Source organism: Pseudomonas sp. AKS31 (assembly GCF_023634765.1).
Taxonomy (GTDB): domain Bacteria; phylum Pseudomonadota; class Gammaproteobacteria; order Pseudomonadales; family Pseudomonadaceae; genus Aquipseudomonas.
Window position 1 is genome coordinate 928,014 of the sequence record NZ_JAMLFX010000002.1, and the last position, 24,594, is coordinate 952,607.

Sequence of the window (24,594 nt, forward strand, 5' to 3'; positions counted from 1 at the left end):
GTGGCCATGACTGACAACCTGATTGAAATCCGTAATCTCAACGTTGCCTTCCATGACCAGACCGTGGTGCGCGACCTGTGCCTGGACATCCGCCCCGGCGAGTGCCTGGCGCTGGTCGGTGAATCGGGCTCGGGCAAATCGGTGACCGCCCATTCGATCCTGCAATTGCTGCCCGAAAGCGAAGCGCAAACCACAGGCAGCATTCGCTATCGCGGACAGGAACTGATCGGCGCCGACCCGAAGGTCTTGCGCGAACTGCGTGGCAACCGCATCGCCATGATCTTTCAGGAACCGATGACCTCGCTGAATCCGCTGCACACCATCGAAAAACAGATCGGCGAAACCCTGCTGCTCCACCGCGGCCTCGGCGGCAAAGCGGCGCAGGCGCGGATCCTCGAACTGCTCGGACTGGTGGGCATCCAGAAACCCAAGGAACGCCTCAAGGCTTACCCGCATCAGCTCTCTGGCGGACAACGACAACGGGTGATGATCGCCATGGCCCTGGCCTGCGAACCGGAATTGTTGATTGCCGACGAACCGACTACCGCGCTCGACGTGACGGTGCAGCGCAAAATCCTGCTGCTGCTCAAATCCCTGCAACAACGTCTGGGCATGTCGCTGCTGCTGATCAGCCATGACCTCAATCTGGTGCGCAGCATTGCCCAACGGGTATGCGTGATGAAGGCCGGGGAAATCGTCGAGCAGGCGCCCTGCGAAACCCTGTTCACCGAACCGAAACATCCTTACAGCTGCGTGCTGCTCAACGCTGAACCCGAAGGCGAAGCCCTGCCCCGGGATGAGCGCGAAAACGTGCTGGAGGTCGATAACCTGAAGGTTGAGTTTGTCGTCGGCGGCGGTTTGTTTCAGCGCAAGCAATACCTGCGGGCGGTGGATGGCATCAGCCTCAGTATCCAGCGTGGCAAGACATTGGGCATCGTCGGCGAGTCGGGTTCGGGCAAGTCGACGCTGGGTCAGGCGATCCTGCGGCTGCTCGATTCCGAAGGCAGTATCCGCTTCCAGGGCGAAGCGCTCGACGGTCTCAATCAGAAGCAAATGCGCCCGTGGCGCCGCCAGATGCAAGTGGTCTTTCAGGATCCGTTCGGCAGCCTCAGCCCGCGCATGTCGGTCGCGCAGATCATCAGCGAAGGTCTGGAAGTGCACTGCGACTCGACGGCTGACGAATGCGATGAGCAAGTGATCCGCGTGCTGAAAGAGGTCGGCCTCGATCCGCAAAGTCGCCATCGCTATCCCCACGAATTCTCCGGTGGTCAGCGCCAACGCATCGCCATCGCCCGGGCTCTGGTACTGAAACCGGCGCTGATTCTGCTCGACGAACCGACGTCGGCGCTGGACCGCACGGTGCAGAAACAAGTGGTCGCCCTGCTCCGCCAGCTTCAGGAAAAACACGGTTTGACCTATCTGTTCATCAGCCACGACCTGGCGGTGGTACGCGCGCTGGCCCACGACATGATCGTGATCAAGGACGGCAAAGTGGTCGAGCGTGGCGCCAGCCATGATGTGTTTGATGCGCCGCAGCATCCGTACACCAAAGAGCTGTTGGCGGCGGCGCATCCGGGGTAGGCATAATCGGGGATCGACGTGGAGCCGAGTCACGGCCATCGCTGGCAAGCCAGCTCCCACAAGGGGCTGCGGCGTCCACGACATGTGTATACGACCGAGAACCCTGTGGGAGCTGGCTTGCCAGCGAAGAGGCCCGCATCAACTACTCAAATTCCGGACCAGCCGCCAGATGAACACCACCGAAAGCCTCAAGGACTACCAACGGGTTCGCACCCTGGCGATCCGTTCGCTGTTCGAGATCATTGAACAATCCAGCGAAGGCACGGTGATTGTCGACCGCGACGCCAACATCGTCTGGATGAACGAGCGTTACGCCCGGCGCTTCGGTCTTGAATCGGCGGCAGGCGCGATCGGCAAGCCGTGTGAGAGCGTGATCCCCGGCAGTCTGTTACGCGAGGTTGTGCGTACCGGGCGGCCCATTCTTCTCGATATGCAGGACACCCCGAAAGAGCCTTTGGTGGTGATGCGTCTGCCGATTCACGATGACGCCGGCACGGTAATCGGCGCGATCGGTTTTGCCCTGTTCGACGAGTTGCGCACCCTGTCGCCGATGCTCAAACGCTACTTGAGCATGCAGGAAGAACTGGCTTCGACCCGCTCTCTGTTGCGCGCCCGGCAGACCAAATACAACTTTGCCCATTTCATCGGCACCAGCGCCGCCAGCCTCGAAGTCAAACGCCGTGCCCGGCGCAGTGCCAGCGCCGAGTCGCCGGTGTTGCTGCTCGGCGAAACCGGCACCGGCAAAGAGCTGCTGGCCCAGGCGATTCACAGTGCCTCGCCACGGGCACACAAAGCATTCGTCAGCATCAACAGCGCGGCGATTCCCGAGGCACTGCTGGAGGCGGAATTTTTCGGCACCGCGCCGGGCGCGTTCACCGGCGCCGACCGCAAGGGGCGCACCGGCAAATTGCAGATCGCCCAGGGCGGCACGCTGTTTCTTGACGAGATTGGCGACATGCCGCTGCCCTTGCAGAGCAAACTGCTGCGCGTGTTGCAGGAAAAGGAATTCGAACCGGTTGGCTCCAACGAGGTGATTCAAAGCGATGTCCGCGTGATTGCCGCCACCTCGACCGATCTGCAAGCGGCGATCAAACGCGGCGAGTTCCGCGCCGACTTGTACTACCGCCTCAATGTGCTGCCGATTCAGGTACCGCCGTTACGTGAACGCCTCGATGATTTACCGGCGCTCAGCGAAGCGATTCTGGAGGAGCTGCGCAGCCAGCACGAGCTGCACCGGGATGCACTGGCGTTACTCGGTCAGCACGCCTGGCCGGGGAACATTCGCGAACTGCGTAATGTGCTCGAACGGGCGGCGTTGCTCAGTGATGACTTGATGCTGACCGAGCAGGATATTCGTGCAGCGATTGGCACATTGACGCCGGTTGAGCGTGCCTCGGTGCCGACGATAGAGGCGCTGGCTGACGAGACGTTTGCCCAAGCGCGGGAGCGGTTTGATCGGCAGTTGATTCAGTCTGTGCTTGCGCAGTGTGCGGGGAACGTGCCGGAGGCGGCGGCTCGGCTGGGGCTGGGGCGGTCGACGCTGTACAAGAAAATGGTGGCGTTGGGAATCGCCTGAATCTCTAAATAGAGACAAGGATCTCTTTCTGTGGATGGATTGCTTGAAGATCAAAAGATCGCAGCCTTCGGCAGCTCCTACAGGGAAATTTTCGTCTTCGCACTGTAGGAGCTGCCGAAGGCTGCGATCTTTTCGGCCCAACTCGGTCTCCAAAACGAGACAGAACATCTGAAAACTTTTCGCCATAGCCAATAATATTCATATATTTCAAAAGCTTAGATATCTGGCACAGATCTCGCTATAGCCTCTCCACACCCGTTTCACCCACAAAAATAACAATTCTGGAGAGACACACCATGAGTGTGATCATTGCCTTGGCAGCCCTGGCGCTGCTGATGCTCGCCGCCTACCGTGGCTACAGCGTTATCCTCTTCGCCCCGATTGCCGCCCTCGGCGCAGTCCTGCTCACCGACCCTTCCGCCGTCGCCCCCGCGTTCACCGGGGTGTTCATGGAGAAAATGGTCGGCTTCATCAAACTGTATTTTCCTGTGTTTCTGCTTGGCGCCGTGTTCGGCAAGTTGATCGAACTGTCCGGATTCTCCCGTTCGATTGTCGCGGCGGCCATTCGCCTGCTCGGTACCAAGCAAGCGATGCTGGTGATCGTGCTGGTCTGTGCCCTGCTCACTTATGGCGGCGTGTCGCTGTTCGTGGTGGTCTTCGCGGTTTATCCGTTTGCCGCCGAGATGTTCCGCCAGAGCAATATCCCCAAGCGCTTGATCCCGGCGACCATTGCCCTCGGCGCTTTCTCGTTCACCATGGACGCCCTGCCCGGCACGCCGCAGATCCAGAACATCATCCCCAGTACCTTTTTCAACACCACCGCGTGGGCGGCGCCGTGGCTGGGGGTGATCGGCACGATTTTCGTGTTCTGCGCCGGCATGCTGTTTCTGCAGCGTCAACGCAACAAGGCCCAGCGTGCTGGCGAAGGCTACGGCACCGAATTGCGCAACGAACCGGAAACCGCCGAGGATCTGAAGCTGCCGAACCCATGGATTGCGCTGTCGCCGTTGCTGGCGGTGGGCATCATGAACCTGCTGTTCACCCAATGGATTCCGCAGTGGTACGGCAAGACCCACAGCCTCGCGTTGCCGGGCATGGCGGCTCCGGTCACCACCGAGATCGCCAAACTGACGGCGATCTGGGCGGTGCAGGCGGCGTTGCTGGTCGGCATTCTGATGGTGCTGGCATTCGGCTTTAAGGCGATTCGCAGCAAGCTTGCCGAAGGCAGCAAAAGCGCGGTGAGCGGCGCGTTGCTGGCGGCGATGAACACCGCTTCCGAGTACGGCTTCGGCGCGGTGATCGCGTCGCTGCCAGGCTTTCTGGTGCTGGCGGACTGGCTCAAGCAGATTCCCGATCCGCTGGTCAACGAAGCTATCACCGTGACCCTGCTTGCCGGTATCACCGGTTCCGCGTCGGGCGGCATGAGCATTGCGCTGGCGGCGATGTCCGAGCAGTTCATCAGTGCAGCCCACGCGGCGAATATTCCGCTGGAAGTGCTGCACCGCGTCGCCGCAATGGCCAGCGGCGGCATGGACACCCTGCCGCACAACGGCGCGGTCATCACCTTGCTCGCGGTCACGGGCCTGACCCACCGCGAAGCCTATAAAGACATTTTCTGTATTACGCTGATCAAGACCCTGGCGGTTTTCGTAGTGATCGGCACTTTCTACGCCACTGGCATTGTGTGAGGTATTCATGACGACTCTTTCCGGCAAGACCGCGCTGGTGACCGGTTCCACCAGCGGCATTGGTCTGGGCATCGCACTGAGCCTGGCCAAGGCTGGCGCGAATCTGATTCTCAACGGGTTTGGCGATGCGTCTCAAGTCATCGCCGAAGTCGCGCAGTTCGGCGGCAAGGTCGGCCATCATCCTGCCGATGTCAGTGATCCGGCACAGATTGCCGACATGATTGCTTACGCCGAGCGCGAGTTCGGCGGTGTCGACATTCTGGTCAACAACGCCGGCATCCAGCATGTCGCCGCCGTGGAAGAATTCCCCATCGAGCGCTGGGATTCGATCATTGCCATCAACCTGTCTTCGGTGTTTCACAGCACGCGCCTGAGCCTGCCGGGGATGCGCGCCAAGGGCTGGGGGCGGATCATCAATATTGCGTCGGTGCATGGCCAGGTCGGTTCGACCGGCAAAGCGGCGTATGTCGCCGCCAAGCACGGCGTGATCGGCCTGACCAAAGTGGTCGGCCTGGAAACCGCGACCAGCAACGTCACCTGCAACGCGATCTGCCCGGGCTGGGTGCTGACGCCGCTGGTGCAGAAGCAGATCGATGACCGTGCGGCCAAAGGCGTCGACCCGCAACAGGCGCAGCATGATCTGCTGGCCGAGAAGCAACCGTCGCTGGAGTTCGTGACGCCGCAGCATCTGGGCGAACTGGTGCTGTTCCTGTGCAGCGAGGCCGGCAGCCAGGTGCGCGGGGCGGCGTGGAATATTGATGGTGGCTGGCTGGCCCAATAGCACAGCCATTCCCCCTCTGTGGGTGCGCTCGACCTTGTGCATGAATAAAACAAGAGGCAAACAATGTCCGATATTCTCTGGCAACCCGACGCCAACCGTATCGCTCAGTCGCGCATGGACACCTTCCGTCGCGCGGTCAATCAACGTCATTCACTGAACCTCGACGACTACCCTGCCCTGCACCAATGGAGCGTCGAGCAGCGCGAGGCGTTCTGGCAGGCGATCGTCGAGTTCTTCGATATCCGCTTTCACACGCAGCCGGATGCGGTGCTGCGAGAAGGCCCGAAGATGCCCGACGCCGAGTGGTTTCCCGGCGCCACGTTGAACTTCGCCGAACACCTGCTGCGCCGGCGTGACGATGCGGTGGCGGTGATCAGCGTGGCGGAGAACGGTCAACGCGAACAGTTGACCTGGGCCGCACTCGCTGAGCATGTCGCCGGATTTCAAGCGAGCTTGCAGGCAGCAGGCGTTGGTCTCGGCGATCGTGTCGCCGCGTGCATGCCCAATACCTGGCAGACCCTGGTGGCAATGCTCGCCACCACCAGCCTCGGTGCGATCTGGTCGTGTTCCTCGCCGGATTTCGGCACCCACGGGGTGATCGACCGCTTCGGTCAGATCGAACCCAAGGTGCTGCTCACCTGTGCCGGTTATCGCTATGCCGGCAAAGCCATCGATCAGACTGACAAGATCAACGGAATACTCGAGCAACTGCCAACGCTGAGACAGTTGATCATCGTGCCTTACGCCCGGCCGCAGGCTCGTGTCGAGGCTTACAGGACTCACGCCGAAGTGACGTTGTGGGATGACTTTTATCAGGTCGGCGGTGAACCGGACTTTATCCCGGTGCCGTTCAATCATCCGCTGTACGTGCTGTATTCCAGCGGCACCACCGGCGTGCCGAAATGCATTGTCCACGGCACCGGCGGTGTGTTGGTGCAACACGTAAAGGAACACGGCCTGCACTGCGATCTCGGCCCGGGCGATCGACTTTTCTACTACACCACCTGCGGCTGGATGATGTGGAACTGGCTGGTTTCGGCACTCGCGGTCGGCAGCGCCGTGGTGCTGTACGACGGCTCGCCGTTTCACCCGGACAACCAGCGTTTGCTGGATTTGATCGACGACGAGCGCATCAGTGTATTCGGCACCAGCCCCAAGTTTCTCGCCACCCTGGAAAGCAGCGGCGCCAAGCCCCGCGAATCCCACGACCTGGGTAGCCTGAAGACGCTGTTGTGTACCGGCTCGGCGCTGTCGCCGCAGAGCTACGATTTTGTCTATCGCGACCTGAAACCGGATGTATGCCTGGCGTCGATGTCAGGCGGCACCGATATCGTTTCGTGCTTCGTTAACGCCAATCCGCTGTCCTCCGTGCGGCGCGGCGAGATCATGGGCAAGAGCCTGGGCATGGCCGTTGAAGTCTGGAACGACGCCGGTCAGCCGGTGGTTGGTGAAAAAGGCGAACTGGTCTGCACCCGGCATTTCCCGGCCATGCCGATCGGCCTGTGGAATGACCCGGATGGAGCAAAACTGCAGCAATCGTATTTCAGCCTGTTTCCCGGGGTCTGGGCCCAGGGCGATTACGCCGAACAACGGCCTCACGGCGGGATGCTGATCCATGGCCGTTCAGACGCCGTGCTCAATCCGGGTGGCGTGCGCATTGGCACGGCGGAGATTTATCGTCAGGTCGAGAAAGTCGCCGACGTGCTGGACAGCGTCGCCATCGGTCAGCAGTGGCAGGAGGACGTGCGGGTGGTGCTGTTTGTGAAGTTGCGCGAAGGCGTGGCACTGGATGAGGCGCTGGAGCAGCGCATCCGTCAGGTGATCCGCGCCAATACCACCCCTAGGCATGTACCGGCGAAGATCGTGGCGGTGAAGGACATTCCACGCACCATCAGCGGCAAGATTGTCGAACTGGCCGTGCGCGAGGTGGTACACGGAAGGCCGGTGAAAAACACCGATGCGCTGGCCAACCCCGAAGCGCTGGAGCAATTTCGGGATCGGCCGGAACTGAACGTTTGAACCCGGTGCTGACGCGTTGACAACAAGCGTCAGCGCCTGGCGTCAGAGGGGCTTGTTCAGCGTGATCACAACCGGTTGAACAATCGCGTTCCCCCCGCTGGCTTCGAGTGCGCTGCGAATGATCGTCATGTTGCCGTCAAAGGCAGGTTTGTCCGTAGCCATCTGACTCAGCAAGGAGGTGGCTATTGCCAAAGAGTCAGCATTCTCGAAAGCCTCGGACACCGCATGGTAATTCGCGATCGAATCCGCCACCGGCAAGTTGCCGGACGCCAGATTCAGCAGTGGCGCCACGTCCAGTCGCTGCCCGCTATCGCTTGTATGCTCGGTGTCAGTGGCGTAGCCAACATCGGCAGTCTGCGCACTGCCATGGAACAGTTCATGGATCAGGTCATCTGCCACCACGTCATGGTTGAAGCCCAGGTTGACGAAGTGTTTGTTGAGGTTCTGAGTATAAATCTCGACAAACGCAATGCCATTCGCGTCGCTGGAAGTGGCACTTTTCCAACGTTTGTAATTGTTCACATCAAACGAGGCGATCGTCTCGTTTTGCTTCACTGCATCGAGAATTGTGTTGCTCATCGAGAAGCCAGCGAAATCAAAGCGAATCAGGCGCAGATAATTCACCAGTCGATCAGTGGCGACCGATGAGGTGTTACCGAACAATGCCTTCATCAGCAGATCGCCATCTCGCTTGAATTCGTGTCGACTGATGACGTCGATGGCGTTGTCAATCTTCGCCCGAGCCCGGGGCAGACTTTTTTCGATGAAGTTACGCGTATAGCTCGACGGTAGTGTCCTGGGTGAATACGGCAACTGCAGAGGTGCCTGATAGGTGAAGCCTGTCAGTGGTTTACCCCAGAGATTGCCACGGCGGTTCAAGGCGTACCAATTGTTGCCACTGCGTGCAGCCAGCACGGCGGCGGCATTGCCGGGGGTGCCATGTGGCTGCCAGTGCCCTACGCCCAGATGTTTACTCTCTGAAGCACTGATCAGATCATAGGATTGCCGACGACCACTGAGTTTGTGCAGCTGGCTGTTCGCCTTGGCAACAATGTCATGGCTGTTCTTGCTGAAACGCAAAAAGCCCTTGTTCACCAGTCTGCCGCCCGCCTGTATGCCGGAAGGCACACCATCCAACGGGTTAAAGAGGGAAACGGCCGAGGTGAATGCCAATCTGGTAAAACGCGCAGCTTTGGAAGTCGCTGAAATCGCCTTGGCCGAAATGCTCAACACTTTGGAAGCGGCGCCCGCCACCGTTCCGACAAGACCGATGCCATCCATCAAACATCCGTAAATGCCATCCACTACTTTGTCATGTTCACCCGAGGCAATATCTTCGATGCATCTTTTGAAAGGCACCACCAAGTCGATGAAATAAGTCACCAGCCGCTCGCCCTCCTCCCGGGAGAGTTCAAGTGGAGTCGGTACGCGGACTATTTCTCTGAGCTCGTTTTTATTCAGGTAGGGTCGGTTTTCAACCAGAAACCCGGCAATACGTTTGATATTCGGGTCGTTGAATTTTTGATAGAACCCTGATTTTTGCGGCGCAGGCGTTTGCGGCCCCTCCAGCACGCCAAAATAATCGAGGATGGCCATGCTGCTGGTGATCGAAAAATCTTGCGCTGCGGCATGGGTATAGCGTTTGACATCAAGCGGGAGGCTTTGGGTCTCTGTGATACTCAGTGGAAGCGTCATATTCGCTGCCGCGCTCATTCGTGAACGTTGTTGCAGTTTATTCTCTCGCTTGATGAAAGCCGCCAAGGCGTCATTTTTTCGGGTTTCTCCCCGCGATGTAAACAGCTCATAGCAGACGTCGGCATTCGCGTGGGACGCATACATCACAATGCCAAAACGTCCCGTGGCGGCGTCTCTGCTTTGTCGTGTTTCCTGTGGAAGATCGATGTTCAGGGGGCCACTCAAGCGACGCGACTTAGAATAAACGGCGGACTCGCGCACCGTCAGGAAGTGAATATCGGCATTCATGAAGATTTGCAGATCCGCCTCTGGCATCTGCGCCAAAGCCAGTTTTACGGTGGACAACATGGCGCTGTTCAAATCATCGAAATGCACGGCCAGCTGACGATCCATCTCCTCATCACAGGAGCCAAGTTTCAACAGGTTCGGATAACGCGTGTAAAGGCTGACGCCGGACGGGTTGTAGTTGATGGGCGGGCTGGCAATACCGTTAGTGATCAGGCGCACAGTGCGTCGGTCCCACTCGCCGGTGACCAGATCACCTGACTGATGCAAGTCGACCATGGACATGACCTGCTGCCCGCCTTTTTCGGACAGTGCTTTTTCGTCCAGGGTGTCGCAACCCGGTGCCGCGATTTGCAAAGCCGTACGTGCAATCTTCGCTCTGTCGGGTAACGGCGTCGAAAAAGCCTTGGCGATTTGAGCAAACGTGTCCGAGTGTTGTTCGAACGCCTCAATCGCACGTCGGCTCGCGGTTTCCTCGTTTTGCTCAAGTTCCGCAGTTGTCACGATCTGATTGATCAGCGCCCAATCGACGATCGGGTCGATCATGGCCAGGTCGCGCTTGTGTTGCTGTGACTCGCTGACCGGTTCAAGTTCGCCATAAGCCATGATCTGCGCATAGGTCAATAACCGCGTGGCGCCGGTCTTGAAAGACTCGATCAGCATGACGGCACGACAGAAATTGACCCAGCCAATCGAGCCGAGGGTAATCGACGGTGGAATTTCCCTGACCAGAAACTCTGGCGCGTTGCGTGCCAGTAACAGGTGAGCCAGCAACGGTTCCAACCCCGCTTCGACCCATTTCCGGGTTTGCAGAAAAGCGGTCAGCTCGTCACGAACGACCGCCGGGTGACGGTCAACATTGCCCGGCGCATAAAGATCAATTCCGGCAACGTGGTTGCGCTGTATGTCATGCCCGATCGACGCATCCAGATCAAGCAGCATCGCCGTCATCAGCAATTGCGCGAGGATGTCAGCAGACACCTCCTGCTCCATGTTCGCACCGAACCAGCCCAGCTCTTTCAGATATTTGCCGGCAAGAATCTGCGCCACCGGATGATTGACGAATTCGACAACAAGTTGCGCCGCATTTTCATGCGAGACAGTAGCGCGACCGGTAACATTGTACAAAGCTGTCAGCAGCTTATTCCACGGCATCAACTTCGCCGTCGCATTGCGAATAGCTGAGAACTGCTCTTCAGACAATATGACAAGTGCCTGATTTTCTGTCTGGAAATGCTCCCAGTAGTCGCCTGGCTCTTTCACTTGAGGATCAAACTTGAACAAGGCGATCAGTTCGCGGGTTTTCGCCTTGTTATCGGGCAACCTTATGTCATGAAAGCGAAACCATTGATCGAGTGTTATATCGCTGTCAGGCCATATATAACCGCCGGCCACCCGAGCGATATCCGAAATCAACGCCAAGGTGGTCTGTGTCGGCTCGCTGAATTCAAAGTGACGGGCCGCGACCAGATCCACCCAGCCCGCTGCGACACGGACTTCCATCTTGCCGTCAGCCGTGACGCGTATGAGTCCGTTATGGTCGCGCGCGTTTTCACGGGCAAGCGCACCGATGACCGGGCCGGTATCAAGCAGACCGTTGAGCTGAAGCTGGCCGGGGTTATACATTTCGTACAAAGAGGATCCGGCCTGCAGTTCTATTTCATGCGCGTACCAATTGATCTTTTGACCATCTGTGTATTTGTTTAACGCTGCTTCCAGCTCGGCCAGGACCAATTGGCGTTCAACAGCATCGGCTTCAGTTCTGTGCTTCCATTCGGAAAGAGCAACAGCCGACGACCAGAATATCTTACCCCTGGTTTTATCATTCATTATTAGAACCTCATCAAGTTAGTTCGCTGACAACTTCAGCGCGATGACGTTCTACGTTCTTTGATATAAGCAATCCATTTAAAAAATATGAGCCATTATTTCTTGCCAGACGTTTACAAGAAAAATACCCGACATTCAATCCATGAGCCCCCAACCCTCTGACAGTGAATCATTACTATCACTTGCCTCCCCCGCAAGTTTTATCCGCAACTTCAGATTATTAACCGAATCTGCATTTTTCAAAGCTTCCTGCGCACTTATCGCACCCTCGGCGACCAATGTGAACAGCGCTGCATCAAAGGTCTGCATGCCCAGTTCAGTGGACTTTTCCATTATCGGTTTGAGTTCCTCGAACTGCCCGCGCCGAACCACGTCAGCGATGGTTGGCGTGCCCAATAACACCTCGACAGCGGCTCTTCGTTGGCCATCGACAGTGCGCACCAAGCGCTGTGAGATAAATGCTTTCAGGTTATTACCCAGCGTCTGCAACAACTGCGGCCGCCGCTCTTCCGGGAACATGTTGATGATCCGGTCCAGTGCTTGATTGGCATTAGTGGCGTGCAGTGTGGAGAGCACCAGATGCCCGGTGTCGGCGAACGCCAAAGCATGTTCCATGGTTTCGCGGTCACGGATTTCGCCGATCAGCACCACATCCGGTGCCTGGCGCAGGGTGTTTTTCAGGGCCGCGTGGAAGCTGCGCGTATCGACGCCGACTTCCCGCTGATTGATGATCGAACGTTGGTGGCGATGGATGTACTCGATCGGATCCTCGATGGTGATGATGTGCCCGCTGCTGTGGCGGTTGCGATGGTCGATCAGCGCGGCCAGCGACGTCGATTTACCCGAGTCGGTGGCGCCGACAAAGAGGATCAACCCCTGCTTGAGCATGACGCTGTCGAGCAGCACTGGCGGCAATTTCAGATCGGCAAAACGCGGGATGTCGAGTTTGACATTGCGAATGACGATCGATACATCGTTGCGCTGCTTGAAGATGTTGACGCGGAAACGCCCGATGCCCGCTCGCGAAATCGCCAGGTTCATTTCCAGATCCCGGTCGAACTCCCGCCGTTGCTCGGCGTCCATCAGGGAGGCAGCAATGGCGGCGGTTTCACCGTTCTTGAACGGGCGTTCGCTCAGCGCTGTGAGTACGCCGTCGACACGCGCACTGGGCGGTGCTCCCGTGGAGAGAAACAGGTCCGAACCGTTTTTATTGGACAAAACTGACAACAGCGCATCGATTTCCATGGCAAAAAACACCCGCGAAGCATTCAATGAACAGACAATGGCCTGCGCCTGGCGCAGATCAACTGCAACAATGATAGACGGCGCCTCACCGAACCACGCTCAGGACTGATGTAATGAATGCTGTACCGAACACCGATGACGCGCAGGCACTGATCGCCCGCACCGACTGGAGCCGCAGCCCGCTGGGCGCTGCCGGCAACTGGCCGCAGAGCCTGCGCACCGCGGTGGACATCGTGATTCACTCGCCAATGCCGATGCTGTTGTTGTGGGGCCCGCAACTCACGCAGATCTACAACAATGGCTTCGCCCTGCTCGCCGGCCACAAGCATCCGCACGCTTTCGGACAGCCTGCGCACCAGATATGGCCAGAACTTCGCGACTTTACCGACCCGATTTACAGCGCCGTCCTACAAGGCCAGGTGCGCACCTACAGCGAAAGGCGCTTCACCCTGCAACGGGACGGCCAAGAGTCTGACTTTTGGCTGGATCTGACCTACAGCCCGATCCGCGATGAAACCGCGCAAGTCGCCGGAATACTGGTCACCGCCATCGAAACCAACGAACGCCGCCGCATCGCTCTGGAACTGCAGCGCCGCTCCGACGAAAGCCTCAAGGCCCAGCGGGAAACCGAGGAGCGCCTGCAACTGGCCCTGGCCGCGACCGATGCCGTCGGTACCTGGGATTGGGACATCGGCGAAGACCGCTTTATTGCCGATGCGCATTTCGCCCAATTGCATGGCGTCGATCCCGCCCTCGCCAGCCAGTTGCCGATCAGCGATTACTTGCAGGGCGTGCACCCCGAAGACCGCGCGATGATTGCGCGCAGCATCAAACACTGCATCACCCACGGCACCGAATACGCTGAGGAATATCGCTTGCAGCAAGGCGATGGCGAGGTGCGCTGGGTGTTCGCCCGCGGGCGCTGCTACAAGGATCATCACGGACGGCCCATACGTTTTCTCGGCGCGGCGCTGGATCTGACCGAGCGTAAACACACCGAACAGGCGTTGCGCCAAAGTCAGACCGAACTGCAACTGATCATCAACGCCATGCCGATCCTGATCAGTTATGTCGACTGTGAAGAGCGCTTCCGCTTGAACAACGCGGCCTATCTGGACTGGTACGGCCTCACGCCCCAGGAACTCTACGGACGCACCATTCGCGAAGTCATCGGTGAAGAAGCCTACTTCCTGCGCCTGCCCTACATTGCCGAGGCGCTGGCCGGCAGACCCTGTTCGTTCAGCCTGTACACCCCGCACCGCGATGGCAGCAATCGCCACGCGCTGATGAATTACTTGCCGCGCTACGCCGCCGACGGCGCGATCAGCGGTTTCTATATCTTTGTGATCGACGAGACCGAGCGCAAGAAAACCGAAGAAGCACTGCGCAATCTCAACGAAACCCTGGAAGAACGGGTCAGCGCCCGTACCGAACAATTGGCCCAGGCCAACCAGCGTTTGCAGAACGAGATGTTCGAACGCGAGCGCGCCGAAGATGCCCTGCGCCACGCGCAAAAAATGGAGGCTGTCGGCCAGCTCACCGGCGGTATCGCCCACGACTTCAACAACATGCTCACCGGGATCATCGGCAGTCTGGATTTGATGCAGCGCTACATCGCCGATGGTCGGGCTGACGAGATTGGCCGTTTCACCGAAGCCGCCGTGTCATCGGCCAACCGTGCGGCGGCGCTGACCCATCGTTTGCTGGCTTTCTCGCGGCGCCAGTCACTGGATCGCAAAACCCTCGATGTCAATGAACTGGTGCATTCGCTGGAAGACCTGATCCGCCGCACCAAAGGCGATCCAATCGAACTTACCCTGCGTCTGGCCGAAAATGTGTGGCCGGTCAGCACCGACGTCAGCCAACTGGAAAACGCCCTGCTCAACCTGGTCATCAATGCCCGCGACGCGATGCCCGATGGCGGCGAGCTGCTGATCGAGACGGCCAACGTCTATCTCGACGGCAGCGATATCACCACGCTAGAACCGGTCAAGGCCGGTGATTATCTGATGCTGGCGGTCAGCGACAACGGCACCGGCATGACGCCCTCGGTGCGTTCCAAGGCTTTTGATCCGTTCTTCACCACCAAGCCGATCGGCCAGGGCACCGGGCTGGGGCTGTCGATGATTTATGGTTTTGCCCAGCAGTCGGGTGGCCATGTCAGCCTCGACAGCCTGCCGGGCCAGGGCACGTGTGTGCGCTTGTACTTGCCGCGCTTGTTCGGCGTCGAACCGGAACGGCCGGCCATCGTGGCCGTTGAACAACCGTCGGCGACGGCGACCGGTGAAACCGTGATGGTGGTCGAGGATGACCCGGCGGTGCGCATGCTGGTGCTCGATCTGCTCCGGGAGTTGGGTTATCAGGCCCACGAAGCCGAAGATGCCAAGACCGCCCTGCCGCTGCTGGAGTCCGATCTACGGGTCGATCTGCTGGTCACCGACGTCGGCCTGCCGGGCATGAATGGCCGGCAACTGGCGGAAATTGCTCGTCAGCATCGGCCGGGTCTCAAGGTGCTGTTCATGACCGGTTACGCGCAGAAAGCCGCCGAGCGTCAGGGCTTTCTCGAGGACGGCATGGACATGGTCGCCAAACCCTTTGCCATTGAGCTGCTGGCCAGCAAGATCCGCACGATGATCAGCCAAACCCTGTGACTTGAGGCATAATCCGCGCCCCGCCGTCACCCCGTAATCAGGTACCGCACGATGAAAGCCCAAGCCCGCCACATTCTGGTGAAAACCGCCGAAGAGGCCGAACAGCTCAAACAACGTATCGCCAAGGGTGAGGCGTTTGATGTGCTGGCCAAGAAATTCTCGACCTGCCCGTCCGGCAAGCGCGGCGGCGATCTGGGTGAAGTGCGGCCGGGGCAGATGGTCGGGGCGATTGATGCGGTGATTTTCAAAAAGCCGTTGCGCACGGTGCATGGGCCGATCAAGAGCAAGTTCGGCTACCACCTGGTGCAGGTGTTTTACCGCGATTAATACTTTCCTCACAGGAGCTGTGTAGGGGCTGTGTAGGAGCTGTCGAGTGAAACGAGGCTGCGATCTTTTGATCTTGATCTTGATCTTGATCTCGATCTTGAAAAACAAGATCAAAAGATCGCGGCCTTCGGCAGCTCCTACAGGGATTGCATTTCAGGTTCTGGGAATCAGTGCTCCCGGCACCTGAATCACCTTGCTGGCCAGCAGGTGCCCGGCCTCGGCAGCCTCCGCCGGACTCCCTCCCGATAGTCGGTTGGCCAGATACGCCGCACTGAACGAATCCCCCGCCGCCGTGGTGTCCACGACTTTCTCGACCTTCTGCGCCGGCACCTCAAAAGCCTCGCCATCACAGCGAATCAGACACGCCTCAGCCCCCCGCTTGAGCACCACTTCCGGCGTGCCGAACTGCGTATAAGCGGCAAACACTGCCTCGCAATCGGCAAAACCGAACAGCGCCTGTTCGTCATCCACCGTGAGCAACGCCAGATCAACGTAAGGCAATACGCTGCGATACGCCGCGCGCGCCTCTTCGACCGAGGCCCACAAGCGCGGCCGGTAATTGTTGTCGAAGACGATGCGCGCATCACGCTGACGCGCTTCGATCAGCGTCTGGATCAGCTTTTCCCGGCCCGACGCACCGAGCACTGCCAGAGTTATGCCGCTGAAATACAGCACATCGTAATCCGGCAACGCGGCCAGAATCGGCGCGGCAGCCGGCGTGGTGAAACAGTCACGGACAGCGGCTTCATTGCGCCAATAGAGGAAGCGCCGTTCGCCGTTGGCATCGGTTTGAATGCAGTACAGGCCCGGCAAGCGCCCCGGCAGGCGCTGCACCCGATCGAGGCCGATGCCTTCGCTGGTCCAGATCCGGCACATGGCATCGCTGAAGCTGTCGTCGCCCAGTGCGGTGACGTAATCGACCTGCGCCTTGTCACCCATCGCGCGGGACAGGTACACCGCGGTGTTCAAGGTGTCGCCGCCGAAGCTTTGCTGCAGGCTGCCGTCGGCGCGTTGCTGCAGTTCGATCATGCATTCGCCGATCAGGGCGATGCGCGGGGTGTTCGGGCCGAGGGGGCTGAGGGTGTGCATTTTGTGCTGTCTCTGTTGATTCGCGGATGTCTGGTCTGGCCTCATCGCTGGCAAGCCAGCTCCCACAGGGCTCAGTGTTGATTAAAAGATCTGTTAACGACATGAATCCTTGTGGGAGCTGGCTTGCCAGCGATTGGCCGCAACTCGGTCTCAAGCTTTAGAAACAGGTCTCCATGCTCTCGATCACCGACAACTGTTCATCCACCAACAACCCCACACGCCACTTGTCGAACGTCAGGCACGGGTGCGACGTACCAAAGGAAATGATGTCACCCACGCGCAACTCAACGCCCGGCGCCACGGTCATGAACGCATGCTGATCCATCACCGCGGTAACCTTGCACGCCCCGACGTCATCGCCCAGCGCCGGCACCACACCCGCCTTGTAGCGCAGCAACGGCACCGGCAACCCGGCATCGAACGCAACATCACGCTTGCCCAGTGCGATCACCGCAAAACCCGGCTCCGGCAGCGACTGCACATGCGCCCAGACTTCCAGCGCCGGGCGCAGACCTTCGTGCAGATCACTGCGGCGGTCGAGCACGCAGCACTGCGCTTCCTTGTAAATGCCGTGGTCATGGGCGACGTAACTGCCGGGACGCAACACGCTGAGAAAACGCCCGGCGGCGTTCTGCGCTTCGAACGATTCGGCAATCAAGTCGTACCACGCTGAGCCCGAGGCAGTGATGATCGGCTTGGCAATGGCAAACGCGCCGCTGTCCTGCAACTGCACCGCCAGACGCACCAGCGATGCGGCGAATTCACGAATCCCGCTGACCGCGTGATCGCCGTGAATCACCCCTTCGTAACCCTCGATGCCGGTCAGGGCCAGCGCCGGTTGTGCGTTGATCGCCTTGGCCAGCTCGATGACTTCCTGCTCGCTGCGGCAGCCGCAACGGCCGCCGACCACGCCGTATTCGATCATCACGTTCAACTTCACCCCGCGCGAGGCGAAGTACGCGCCGAGATCGGCAACGTTATCCGGGTGATCGACCATGCAATAGAAATCGAACGACGGATCGACGAGCAGATCGGCGATCAATGCCATGTTCGGGGTGCCGACCAATTGGTTGGCCATCAGCACTCGACGCACGCCATGGGCATAAGCCGCACGGGTCTGGGTCGCGCTGGCGAGGGTGATGCCCCACGCGCCGGCGTCGAGCTGACGCTTGAACAGTGCCGGAGTCATGCTGGTTTTGCCGTGGGGCGCCAGTTCGGCACCGCTGTCGCTGACGAACTTCTGCATCCAGCGGATGTTGTGTTCCAGCGCTGCGCGATGCAGCACCAGCGCCGGCAGGCTGACGTCACGCGCCAGGTGTGCGCCGATGGCAGCGTCGCCCTTTTCCCCAGCAGTATTGATGGCAGTCGTCATGGTCGAACTCCTCACATTCGCAGCCGCAGGCAGCCGCGGTTATTCGTTGATTCGCCGGGCGAGGCTGTTGGCGCTCTCGATCAGCACCCGGCGATAGTCGTCGTAATTGTTTTTCGCATCGGCCCGTGGCGCGACGATGCACAAGGTGCAAATGGCCACGCCTTGCGCGTCTTTGACCGGCGCGGCGAAGCAATGGGTAAAGGTGTCGGCAACACTGTCGAAGGAGAAGAAACCGTCGATGCCGGCCTGACGGATCTCCGCGAGAAAGCGTTCCAGCGGCAGACGTTCGCCGTCGGGCAGGATGAAGTCGTCTTCGTCGATCAGGTCGATGATCTGTTGATCGCTCAAGTGCGCGAGCAGCAGGCGCCCGGAAGCCGTCCACGGGATTGGCGCGTTTTCGCCGATGTCGGAGGAAATACGGAAATGCCGCTCGCCATCCTTCATCAGTGCCACCGTGTATTTACGCCCGTTGAGCAGGCACATCTGCGCGGTTTCATGGGTCTGGCTGACGATCTCCTGCAAGGCGTGATCGGCCTCGCGGCTGAGGTCGAAATGACGCAAATGCGCCTGACCGAGAAAGTACAACTGCCGCCCCAGATAGACATGACCGTCCTTGCCTACCGGCTCCAGAATCCGCCGTTCCAGCAACGAAGCGACCAGTTCGTAAACCGTGGATTTCGGGCTGCCGATGCCGTTGGCGATGTCGTTGGGGCGCAGCGGCTGGCCGATCTCCTTGAGGAAATCGAGAATATCGAACGCCCGGTCCAGACCGCGAGCCCGGCGTTTGATGGTGTCTTCGGTCATTTCAGTGGTTCCCATTCAAAGTCGCCGGATGGTAACTGGCCCTTGGTGTTGTGTCAGTTGGATTGCTGCCCTCACCCCCCGCCCTCTCCCTGAGGGAGAGGGAGCCTGACTGGATCGATGCACATGTTGTGGTCAGCCGCCAAAATCTGCATCGATGGAGATCAGTCCCCTCTCCCAGAGAGAAAGAGCCTGGCCGTATCGATGTAAATGTAAGCGTCATACGCAAAATCCACATCGATACAGATCAGTCCCCTCTCCCTTGGGAGAGGGTTAGGGTGAGGGGCTGCGGCCTAAGCAACACAGCAATTTTCAAGCCTTCTTCTTGTAGGCGATGCAGTCGATCTCGACCTTGCAATCGACCATCATGCTCGCCTGCACACAGGCCCGCGCCGGTGCGTGTTCAGGCTTGAAATACTCGCCGAAAACCTTGTTGAAACTGCTGAAATCCCGTGGATCATCCAGCCACACCCCGGCACGCACGACATCTTCCAGGCCATAACCGGCCTCTTCGAGAATCGCGATCAGGTTCTTCATGGTCTGGTGAGTCTGCTCGACGATGCCGCCGACAATGATCTCGCCATCCACCGCCGGTACCTGGCCGGACACATGCAGCCAGCCATCCGCTTCAACGGCGCGAGCGAAGGGACGGGGCTGGCCGCCCGCGGCGGTGCTGCCGGTGCCGTAACGGGTAATGCTCATGGGTACTTCTCCTGATTCAAAACGAAAGTTAAAACCGCGTGCTCTTGAGAAACTCAGCCAGACGCGGCGATTGCGGGCGTTCGAACAGTTCCTTGGGAGGCCCCTGCTCTTCGATCCGCCCCTGATTCATGAAAACGATTTTGTCCGAGACCTCGAACGCAAAACGCATCTCGTGGGTCACCAGCAACATGGTCATGCCATCTTCGGCCAGGCCCTTGATCACGTTGAGCACTTCGCCAACCAGTTCCGGGTCGAGGGCCGAAGTGACTTCATCAAACAGCATCAGGCTCGGGTTCATCGCAATCGCCCGAGCAATCGCCACGCGCTGTTGCTGACCGCCGGACAACTGGCCGGGAAAGTGATTGCGCCGCTCCAGCAAGCCGACGCGCTCCAGCCATTTTTCCGCGAGGACGACGGCTTCGTCCTTGTGCATCTTCTTCACCTTGAGCAGGCCCAGGGTAACGTTCTGCAACGCAGTCAGATGCGGGAACAGGTTGAACTGCTGGAACGCCATGCCGGTCATTGCACGATGGCGGGCGATGACTTTTTCTGCATGCCGGACACGCTTGCCGTTGACCTCGTCATAGCCGATGGATTCGCCGTCGAGCAGGATCTGCCCGCCCTGGAATTCTTCGAGCATGTTCACGCAACGCAGCAGCGTGGTCTTGCCCGAACCGCTGGAACCGATCAGCGTCACCACGTTGCCGCGCTGCATGCTCAGGTCGACACCCTTGAGCACTTCGACCGCGCCGTACTGTTTGTGTAGGCCACGTATGTCCAGCAACGCCTGATTCTGTGGGGAAACTTGAGCTTGAGTCATGGCAAGGCCACCCGCTTTTCAATGTGCCGGCCGAGTAATTCGATGCCGTAGTTGATGACGAAGAACAGAAAACCGGCGAACAGGTAGAACTCCAGAGTCATGAAGTTCCGGGCGATGATCTGTTGCGTGCTGAGCAGCAATTCGGCGACGCCGATCACCGAGAGCAAGGTCGAAGCCTTGACGATTTCCGTGGACGAGTTGACCCAGGTCGGCAGGATCTGCCGCAGCGCCTGTGGCAACAATACGTAGCCAAGGGATTGATAGAACGTCAGGCCGATGGCCTGGCTCGCCTCCATCTGCCCGCGCGGCAACGCTTGCAGCGCACCGCGAACAATCTCGGCAACGTGGGAACCGCAGAACAGCGTCAGGCCCAAGGCCCCGGCCTGAAACGCGCTGATCTGCCAGCCGAGTGCCGGCGCCATATAGAAGCAGGCCAGCACCAGCACGAACACCGGTGTGCCGCGAATCAGGTCAACGTAAAAACGGAACGGTGCGCGCATCCAGAACTTGCCATACGTCAGCACCAGACCGGTGACCACGCCGAGGATCGTGCCGAACAGGATCGCCAGCGCCGACACTTGCACACTGGTCAAAAAGCCCTGCCAGAGCGGCTCGCGCGCCACCCACAACTCATGTAACCAACTGGGCGATTCGTACATCGCAGCCTCCTATCGGCGGATCGCCAGACGCTGCTCGAGGTAACGCAGCAGCATGGCAATGAGGTAACAGGCCGCGACATACAACGCCGTGGTCACCAGCCAGGTTTCAATCACCCGGTAGCTCTCGACGTTGATCTTGCGCGCGTAATAGGTCAGCTCCGGCACCGCAATCGCGGCGGCCAGCGAGGTGTCCTTGAACAGCGAAATGAAGTTGTTCGACAGCGCCGGCAAGACATTGCGCAACATCACCGGCACGGTGACGTAGGCCTTGACCTGCCACTCGCCGAGACCGATGGCCAGCCCGGCTTCGCGCTGCCCTTTGGGGATACTCAGCAAGCCACCACGGAAGACTTCGGTCAGGTACGCCCCGGCATACAACGACAGCGTAATGATGAACGAGGGAATCTTGTCCAGACGAATGCCCAGGCTTGGCAACGCAAAGTAGATCAACAGAATCAACACCAGAATCGGCGTGTTACGCACCACCGTGACGTACACCGAAGCCAGCATCCGCAAGGCGCGATGCTTGGAGAGCAAGGCAAACGCCATCAGCAGGCCGATCACACAGCCGATCGCGATCGACACCAGCGCCAGTTCAAGACCCAGACCGAGCCCCGCCAGCAAGGTGTCGAAATCGCGCCACACGGCGGCAAAGTTCAACTGATAGTTCATGGTCAGCAGTACCTTGAGCGGGGCGACTTTAATCGCCCCACTCTCACGGGATCATTTGAATTCGACAGGGAAACCGATGGCTGGGGACGGCAGATCTACACCGAACCATTGTTTGAATGACGCCGCGTAGGTCGGGAATTCAACGCCGGTCATGGCTTCATGCAATGCGGTGTTGACGAAGTTCAGCCAGTCCTGATCGCCGCGTTTCACCGCGCACGCGTAGGTTTGCGGACTCCACGCGTAGCTTGGGCTGCGGTAGCGGCCAGGGTTCTGCACCATCAGGTATTTGACCGAGGACTGGTCGGTGGCGGCGGCATCGGCGCGACCGGAGTTCACCGCCTGATACATCAGATCGACACTGTCGTACTGATCGACCTTAGCTTTTGGCAACGCCTGATGCACCAGCTCTTCGGCATAGACGTTTTGCAGCACGGCCACGGTGACGCTGTCGCCGGCGGCTTGCAGGTCTTCGATTTCCTTGTACTTGCTGTTGTTCGGCAGCAGGAGGCCAACGCCTTCGCGGTAGTACGGCAGGGTGAACGCCACTTGCTGCGCGCGGCTGGCGGTGACGGTGATGAACTGGCAGCTCATGTCGACCTTGTCGGTGAGCAGGTTGGGAATCCGCGCATCGGACGACTGCACCACGAACTCGACTTTGCTCGGGTCGTTGAACAGACCTTTGGCGACGATCCGCGCGATGTCGATATCGAAGCCCTGCAACTTGCCGTCCGCGCCCTGAAAGTGCCACGGCGCATTGGTGCTGCCGGTGCCCACGATCAACTTGCCACGGGCCAGAACACTGTCGAGCTTGCTGTCGGCTGCCTGGGCCATACCCATGACAGCGGACGAAGCCGCAAGAACAAGAACACACACTTTGAACAACGAAGGACGGCGATGCATGGCAAGCACTCCAGGATGGTGTTTATTCCGCTATACCGGAACACGGTTTGTTACTACGGAATAGACAGCAGAAAGTGTGCCATAGCTTTGGCGGAAAAACCCGGTTACCGGGAAAAATTAATTGGCTCAAAGACTTAGCTGGCGGATCACCGCGCGACTATTCCCAATAGCAGGGTGGCCTTCGCTACTGAAGGCAATCAATTGGGAAGTAACGTCACATTCAAGGGCATGTGCGCGACCAATTGATGCACACATAGAGCAATGAATCGGACTTGAAAAACGGACTGAGTGCAGGTGACCGTTCATCGGATTTGCGGCTCGACCTGTCAGAGTTGACAGTTGTTGACCGGTGAGTTGATAGGCCTACTGGTTTGGACCGAACGGGTCAGGAATCGAACTCAAAATCTCAATAAGGACTTTTGAAATGGCCAATCTGATTAAAAACGGTGATTTCGCCAATCAAGGCGACCACTGGACCGCAACAAATCCAACAAACGTCAGTTATGTGAATGGTCACTGCATTATCGCCACACCTGACTCCATCAGTCAGGACGTTAAGCTGGGCAACGGAGGTGGCGGGCTATTTATGGTGTTTGCAAGAATGAAAACACTACGTGGTTATGCTGGCCGTATCACTGTTCAGCCCATTCCGACAGGAGATCCGGTTTACCTTGAGGTCGGCGGGCAACAGCAGGAATGGACACTCCAATGGCAAATCTTCACTGCGCCGCTTGCAACACTCGCGTTCAAAGTCACAGCCGAATCCAATGATGGCACGTTTGATGAACTCGGCTCTTACTTCGGCGATATCACGCTATCCAAGTTGCTCTGAGCCAACGCGATTAAAAGCGAGCGTTCTTTCACATCGCAAAAGCTCGCTTTTTACCGTGAACGCACCAGCGCTGTATTCCGAGAGAGGAGTTTCAATGAACTCGACAATCCCTTTCGAAGCCTTGCCGGCCACCTATCGAAAAACACTGAAAACCTGGCGCCCGGTAATCCTCTATTTCGCTAACGAACATTGCCCCGCCTGCGAGTGGGCCGGTCCGGTGTTTCGTCAGACGGCCGAGCCGTACCGACACCGCGCCAATATCTACATGCTCAATACCAGCGAGTCCCCACGCCATCCGCTGGTCACCGGCACGCCCACCGTGCTGTTTTACAAGAACGGCAGACTGGTGAAAAAACTCAAAGGCATCGGCACCGAAGCAACCCTCGCACGGGATTTCGCCGAGCACATCGGCAAGACCAAAGCGCCCGTTGCGCCCCGTAAACGAATACATGATCTGCCTTGGCTGCGGCAGACTCTTCGCACTTTGCGCACCGTTGCGCGTGCGCGCTTGCGCAGCCACTGCTGAACAGGCTGGCTGAAGGTTTCGAAGCAGCGTTAACCAAAAAGTCTCAGGGAGAGTTGGACATGACGAATCTGATCAAGAACGGCGAGTTCTATGAGGGGGCAAAACATTGGTCAGTGACCCATCCAGAGCACGTGAGCTTTAATGAAGATGACTGCATGATCGCCTCACCCGGGTTCCTCAGTCAGGAGATCTTTTTCCAGTCTGAAGCCGAAGAATATGCACTGTCCGCCAGAATGAAGACTACCCGCGACTTCACCGCTCGCGTTGTTTTGACGTTACATCCTGCTGGCGACGAACTTGAGCTGGAGCTGACAGACGATTCAAATTGGCAAGTGTTGACCGATTGGATCCTCGCGCCACCCGGCACGACAAGAGCCACGATCACCCTCCAGGCAGACGGCGCTACCGGCGTCGCTGCTTCGCAATTTGGCAGTCTGGTGCTGCTGAGTCTGGACAAAAGAAAACCGAACAACGTTTTGGCGGGAATTGTCGCGTGGTGGCGATCGCTTTTCAGAGTTTGAGGGAAAATCCGCAGTCTTGAAC

At 58.8% G+C, this 24,594-nt stretch carries 20 protein-coding genes; 10 read left to right on the forward strand and 10 right to left on the reverse strand.

What is annotated here, in order from left to right:
* The first annotated feature begins 6 nt into the window (after positions 1 to 6).
* From M9827_RS10145 to M9827_RS10165, 5 genes are all read left to right on the forward strand, one after another.
* On the forward strand, positions 7 to 1,581 hold the full coding sequence (locus tag M9827_RS10145; RefSeq protein ID WP_250605324.1) for an ABC transporter ATP-binding protein: 1,575 nt from the start codon (positions 7 to 9) through the stop codon (positions 1,579 to 1,581).
* Between the two features lie 169 nt (positions 1,582 to 1,750).
* Entirely contained in the window at positions 1,751 to 3,157 is a 1,407-nt protein-coding gene (locus M9827_RS10150; RefSeq protein WP_250605325.1) for a sigma-54 interaction domain-containing protein, read from the forward strand.
* 296 nt (positions 3,158 to 3,453) lie between these two features.
* Entirely contained in the window at positions 3,454 to 4,845 is a 1,392-nt protein-coding gene (locus M9827_RS10155) for a GntP family permease (RefSeq protein ID WP_250605326.1), read from the forward strand.
* A 7-nt stretch (positions 4,846 to 4,852) separates the two neighbouring features.
* On the forward strand, positions 4,853 to 5,626 hold the full coding sequence (hbdH, locus tag M9827_RS10160; RefSeq protein WP_250605327.1) for a 3-hydroxybutyrate dehydrogenase: 774 nt from the start codon (positions 4,853 to 4,855) through the stop codon (positions 5,624 to 5,626).
* A gap of 63 nt (positions 5,627 to 5,689) precedes the next feature.
* Positions 5,690 to 7,645 carry an acetoacetate--CoA ligase gene (locus tag M9827_RS10165; RefSeq protein ID WP_250605328.1) on the forward strand — a complete coding sequence of 652 codons (1,956 nt, stop codon included), beginning with the start codon at positions 5,690 to 5,692 and terminating at the stop codon, positions 7,643 to 7,645.
* A gap of 42 nt (positions 7,646 to 7,687) precedes the next feature.
* On the opposite strand, the gene M9827_RS10170 is transcribed toward M9827_RS10165, so the two are convergent.
* Positions 7,688 to 11,455, reverse strand: a complete 3,768-nt coding sequence (locus tag M9827_RS10170; RefSeq protein ID WP_250605329.1) for a hypothetical protein — start codon at positions 11,453 to 11,455, stop codon at positions 7,688 to 7,690.
* Between the two features lie 135 nt (positions 11,456 to 11,590).
* A complete protein-coding gene (locus M9827_RS10175) occupies positions 11,591 to 12,700 on the reverse strand; it encodes a PilT/PilU family type 4a pilus ATPase (RefSeq protein WP_250605330.1) in 1,110 nt (369 codons plus the stop codon).
* Positions 12,701 to 12,813: 113 nt separating this feature from the next.
* Between M9827_RS10175 and M9827_RS10180 the strand changes: the two genes are divergently transcribed.
* Together M9827_RS10180 and M9827_RS10185 are read left to right on the forward strand one after the other, a co-directional pair.
* Positions 12,814 to 15,351, forward strand: coding sequence for a PAS domain-containing hybrid sensor histidine kinase/response regulator (locus M9827_RS10180; protein WP_250605331.1), 2,538 nt, complete (start codon positions 12,814 to 12,816; stop codon positions 15,349 to 15,351).
* A 51-nt stretch (positions 15,352 to 15,402) separates the two neighbouring features.
* The gene (locus tag M9827_RS10185) at positions 15,403 to 15,678 is read left to right on the forward strand and encodes a peptidylprolyl isomerase (protein WP_007912322.1); all 276 of its coding nucleotides are present in this window, start codon (positions 15,403 to 15,405) and stop codon (positions 15,676 to 15,678) included.
* Positions 15,679 to 15,831: 153 nt separating this feature from the next.
* On the opposite strand, the gene kdgK is transcribed toward M9827_RS10185, so the two are convergent.
* The 8 genes from kdgK to M9827_RS10225 form a co-directional block, all read right to left on the reverse strand.
* Positions 15,832 to 16,767 carry a 2-dehydro-3-deoxygluconokinase gene (gene kdgK / locus M9827_RS10190; RefSeq protein ID WP_250605332.1) on the reverse strand — a complete coding sequence of 312 codons (936 nt, stop codon included), beginning with the start codon at positions 16,765 to 16,767 and terminating at the stop codon, positions 15,832 to 15,834.
* 157 nt (positions 16,768 to 16,924) lie between these two features.
* Complete coding sequence (locus M9827_RS10195) at positions 16,925 to 18,139, reverse strand: amino acid deaminase (RefSeq protein WP_250605333.1); 1,215 nt, start codon at positions 18,137 to 18,139, stop codon at positions 16,925 to 16,927.
* Positions 18,140 to 18,178: 39 nt separating this feature from the next.
* The gene (locus tag M9827_RS10200; protein WP_250605476.1) at positions 18,179 to 18,943 is read right to left on the reverse strand and encodes an IclR family transcriptional regulator; all 765 of its coding nucleotides are present in this window, start codon (positions 18,941 to 18,943) and stop codon (positions 18,179 to 18,181) included.
* 309 nt (positions 18,944 to 19,252) lie between these two features.
* Positions 19,253 to 19,642 carry a RidA family protein gene (locus tag M9827_RS10205; protein ID WP_007912330.1) on the reverse strand — a complete coding sequence of 130 codons (390 nt, stop codon included), beginning with the start codon at positions 19,640 to 19,642 and terminating at the stop codon, positions 19,253 to 19,255.
* A gap of 28 nt (positions 19,643 to 19,670) precedes the next feature.
* On the reverse strand, positions 19,671 to 20,462 hold the full coding sequence (locus M9827_RS10210) for an amino acid ABC transporter ATP-binding protein (protein WP_007912331.1): 792 nt from the start codon (positions 20,460 to 20,462) through the stop codon (positions 19,671 to 19,673).
* On the reverse strand, positions 20,459 to 21,121 hold the full coding sequence (locus tag M9827_RS10215; RefSeq protein ID WP_250605334.1) for an amino acid ABC transporter permease: 663 nt from the start codon (positions 21,119 to 21,121) through the stop codon (positions 20,459 to 20,461). Before M9827_RS10215 ends, M9827_RS10210 begins: the two co-directional genes overlap by 4 nt.
* A 9-nt stretch (positions 21,122 to 21,130) precedes the next feature.
* Positions 21,131 to 21,793 (reverse strand): amino acid ABC transporter permease, encoded by a 663-nt coding sequence (locus M9827_RS10220; RefSeq protein ID WP_250605335.1) that lies wholly within the window; start codon positions 21,791 to 21,793, stop codon positions 21,131 to 21,133.
* 51 nt (positions 21,794 to 21,844) lie between these two features.
* Positions 21,845 to 22,693, reverse strand: coding sequence for a transporter substrate-binding protein (locus tag M9827_RS10225; protein WP_250605336.1), 849 nt, complete (start codon positions 22,691 to 22,693; stop codon positions 21,845 to 21,847).
* A gap of 424 nt (positions 22,694 to 23,117) precedes the next feature.
* On the opposite strand from M9827_RS10225, the gene M9827_RS10230 reads away from it, so the two are divergent.
* The 3 genes from M9827_RS10230 to M9827_RS10240 all read left to right on the forward strand — a co-directional run bounded on the left by M9827_RS10230 (position 23,118) and on the right by M9827_RS10240 (position 24,572).
* A complete protein-coding gene (locus M9827_RS10230) occupies positions 23,118 to 23,525 on the forward strand; it encodes a hypothetical protein (protein ID WP_250605337.1) in 408 nt (135 codons plus the stop codon).
* A gap of 94 nt (positions 23,526 to 23,619) precedes the next feature.
* A complete protein-coding gene (locus M9827_RS10235) occupies positions 23,620 to 24,051 on the forward strand; it encodes a thioredoxin family protein (protein ID WP_250605338.1) in 432 nt (143 codons plus the stop codon).
* Between the two features lie 59 nt (positions 24,052 to 24,110).
* On the forward strand, positions 24,111 to 24,572 hold the full coding sequence (locus M9827_RS10240; RefSeq protein WP_250605339.1) for a hypothetical protein: 462 nt from the start codon (positions 24,111 to 24,113) through the stop codon (positions 24,570 to 24,572).
* The last annotated feature ends 22 nt before the right edge of the window (positions 24,573 to 24,594 follow it).

What these genes read in the sequence shown, in the direction of transcription:
- M9827_RS10220 (WP_250605335.1), bottom strand. Translation starts at nt 21,793, where the DNA reads ATGAACTATCAGTTGAACTTTGCCGCCGTGTGGCGCGATTTCGACACC.
- M9827_RS10145 (WP_250605324.1), top strand. Translation starts at nt 7, where the DNA reads ATGACTGACAACCTGATTGAAATCCGTAATCTCAACGTTGCCTTCCAT.
- M9827_RS10215 (WP_250605334.1), bottom strand. Translation starts at nt 21,121, where the DNA reads ATGTACGAATCGCCCAGTTGGTTACATGAGTTGTGGGTGGCGCGCGAG.
- M9827_RS10210 (WP_007912331.1), bottom strand. Translation starts at nt 20,462, where the DNA reads ATGACTCAAGCTCAAGTTTCCCCACAGAATCAGGCGTTGCTGGACATA.
- M9827_RS10240 (WP_250605339.1), top strand. Translation starts at nt 24,111, where the DNA reads ATGACGAATCTGATCAAGAACGGCGAGTTCTATGAGGGGGCAAAACAT.
- kdgK (WP_250605332.1), bottom strand. Translation starts at nt 16,767, where the DNA reads ATGCACACCCTCAGCCCCCTCGGCCCGAACACCCCGCGCATCGCCCTG.
- M9827_RS10205 (WP_007912330.1), bottom strand. Translation starts at nt 19,642, where the DNA reads ATGAGCATTACCCGTTACGGCACCGGCAGCACCGCCGCGGGCGGCCAG.
- M9827_RS10225 (WP_250605336.1), bottom strand. Translation starts at nt 22,693, where the DNA reads ATGCATCGCCGTCCTTCGTTGTTCAAAGTGTGTGTTCTTGTTCTTGCG.
- M9827_RS10235 (WP_250605338.1), top strand. Translation starts at nt 23,620, where the DNA reads ATGAACTCGACAATCCCTTTCGAAGCCTTGCCGGCCACCTATCGAAAA.
- M9827_RS10165 (WP_250605328.1), top strand. Translation starts at nt 5,690, where the DNA reads ATGTCCGATATTCTCTGGCAACCCGACGCCAACCGTATCGCTCAGTCG.
- hbdH (WP_250605327.1), top strand. Translation starts at nt 4,853, where the DNA reads ATGACGACTCTTTCCGGCAAGACCGCGCTGGTGACCGGTTCCACCAGC.
- M9827_RS10200 (WP_250605476.1), bottom strand. Translation starts at nt 18,943, where the DNA reads ATGACCGAAGACACCATCAAACGCCGGGCTCGCGGTCTGGACCGGGCG.
- M9827_RS10175 (WP_250605330.1), bottom strand. Translation starts at nt 12,700, where the DNA reads ATGGAAATCGATGCGCTGTTGTCAGTTTTGTCCAATAAAAACGGTTCG.
- M9827_RS10230 (WP_250605337.1), top strand. Translation starts at nt 23,118, where the DNA reads ATGGCCAATCTGATTAAAAACGGTGATTTCGCCAATCAAGGCGACCAC.
- M9827_RS10170 (WP_250605329.1), bottom strand. Translation starts at nt 11,455, where the DNA reads ATGAATGATAAAACCAGGGGTAAGATATTCTGGTCGTCGGCTGTTGCT.
- M9827_RS10195 (WP_250605333.1), bottom strand. Translation starts at nt 18,139, where the DNA reads ATGACGACTGCCATCAATACTGCTGGGGAAAAGGGCGACGCTGCCATC.
- M9827_RS10180 (WP_250605331.1), top strand. Translation starts at nt 12,814, where the DNA reads ATGAATGCTGTACCGAACACCGATGACGCGCAGGCACTGATCGCCCGC.
- M9827_RS10185 (WP_007912322.1), top strand. Translation starts at nt 15,403, where the DNA reads ATGAAAGCCCAAGCCCGCCACATTCTGGTGAAAACCGCCGAAGAGGCC.
- M9827_RS10150 (WP_250605325.1), top strand. Translation starts at nt 1,751, where the DNA reads ATGAACACCACCGAAAGCCTCAAGGACTACCAACGGGTTCGCACCCTG.
- M9827_RS10155 (WP_250605326.1), top strand. Translation starts at nt 3,454, where the DNA reads ATGAGTGTGATCATTGCCTTGGCAGCCCTGGCGCTGCTGATGCTCGCC.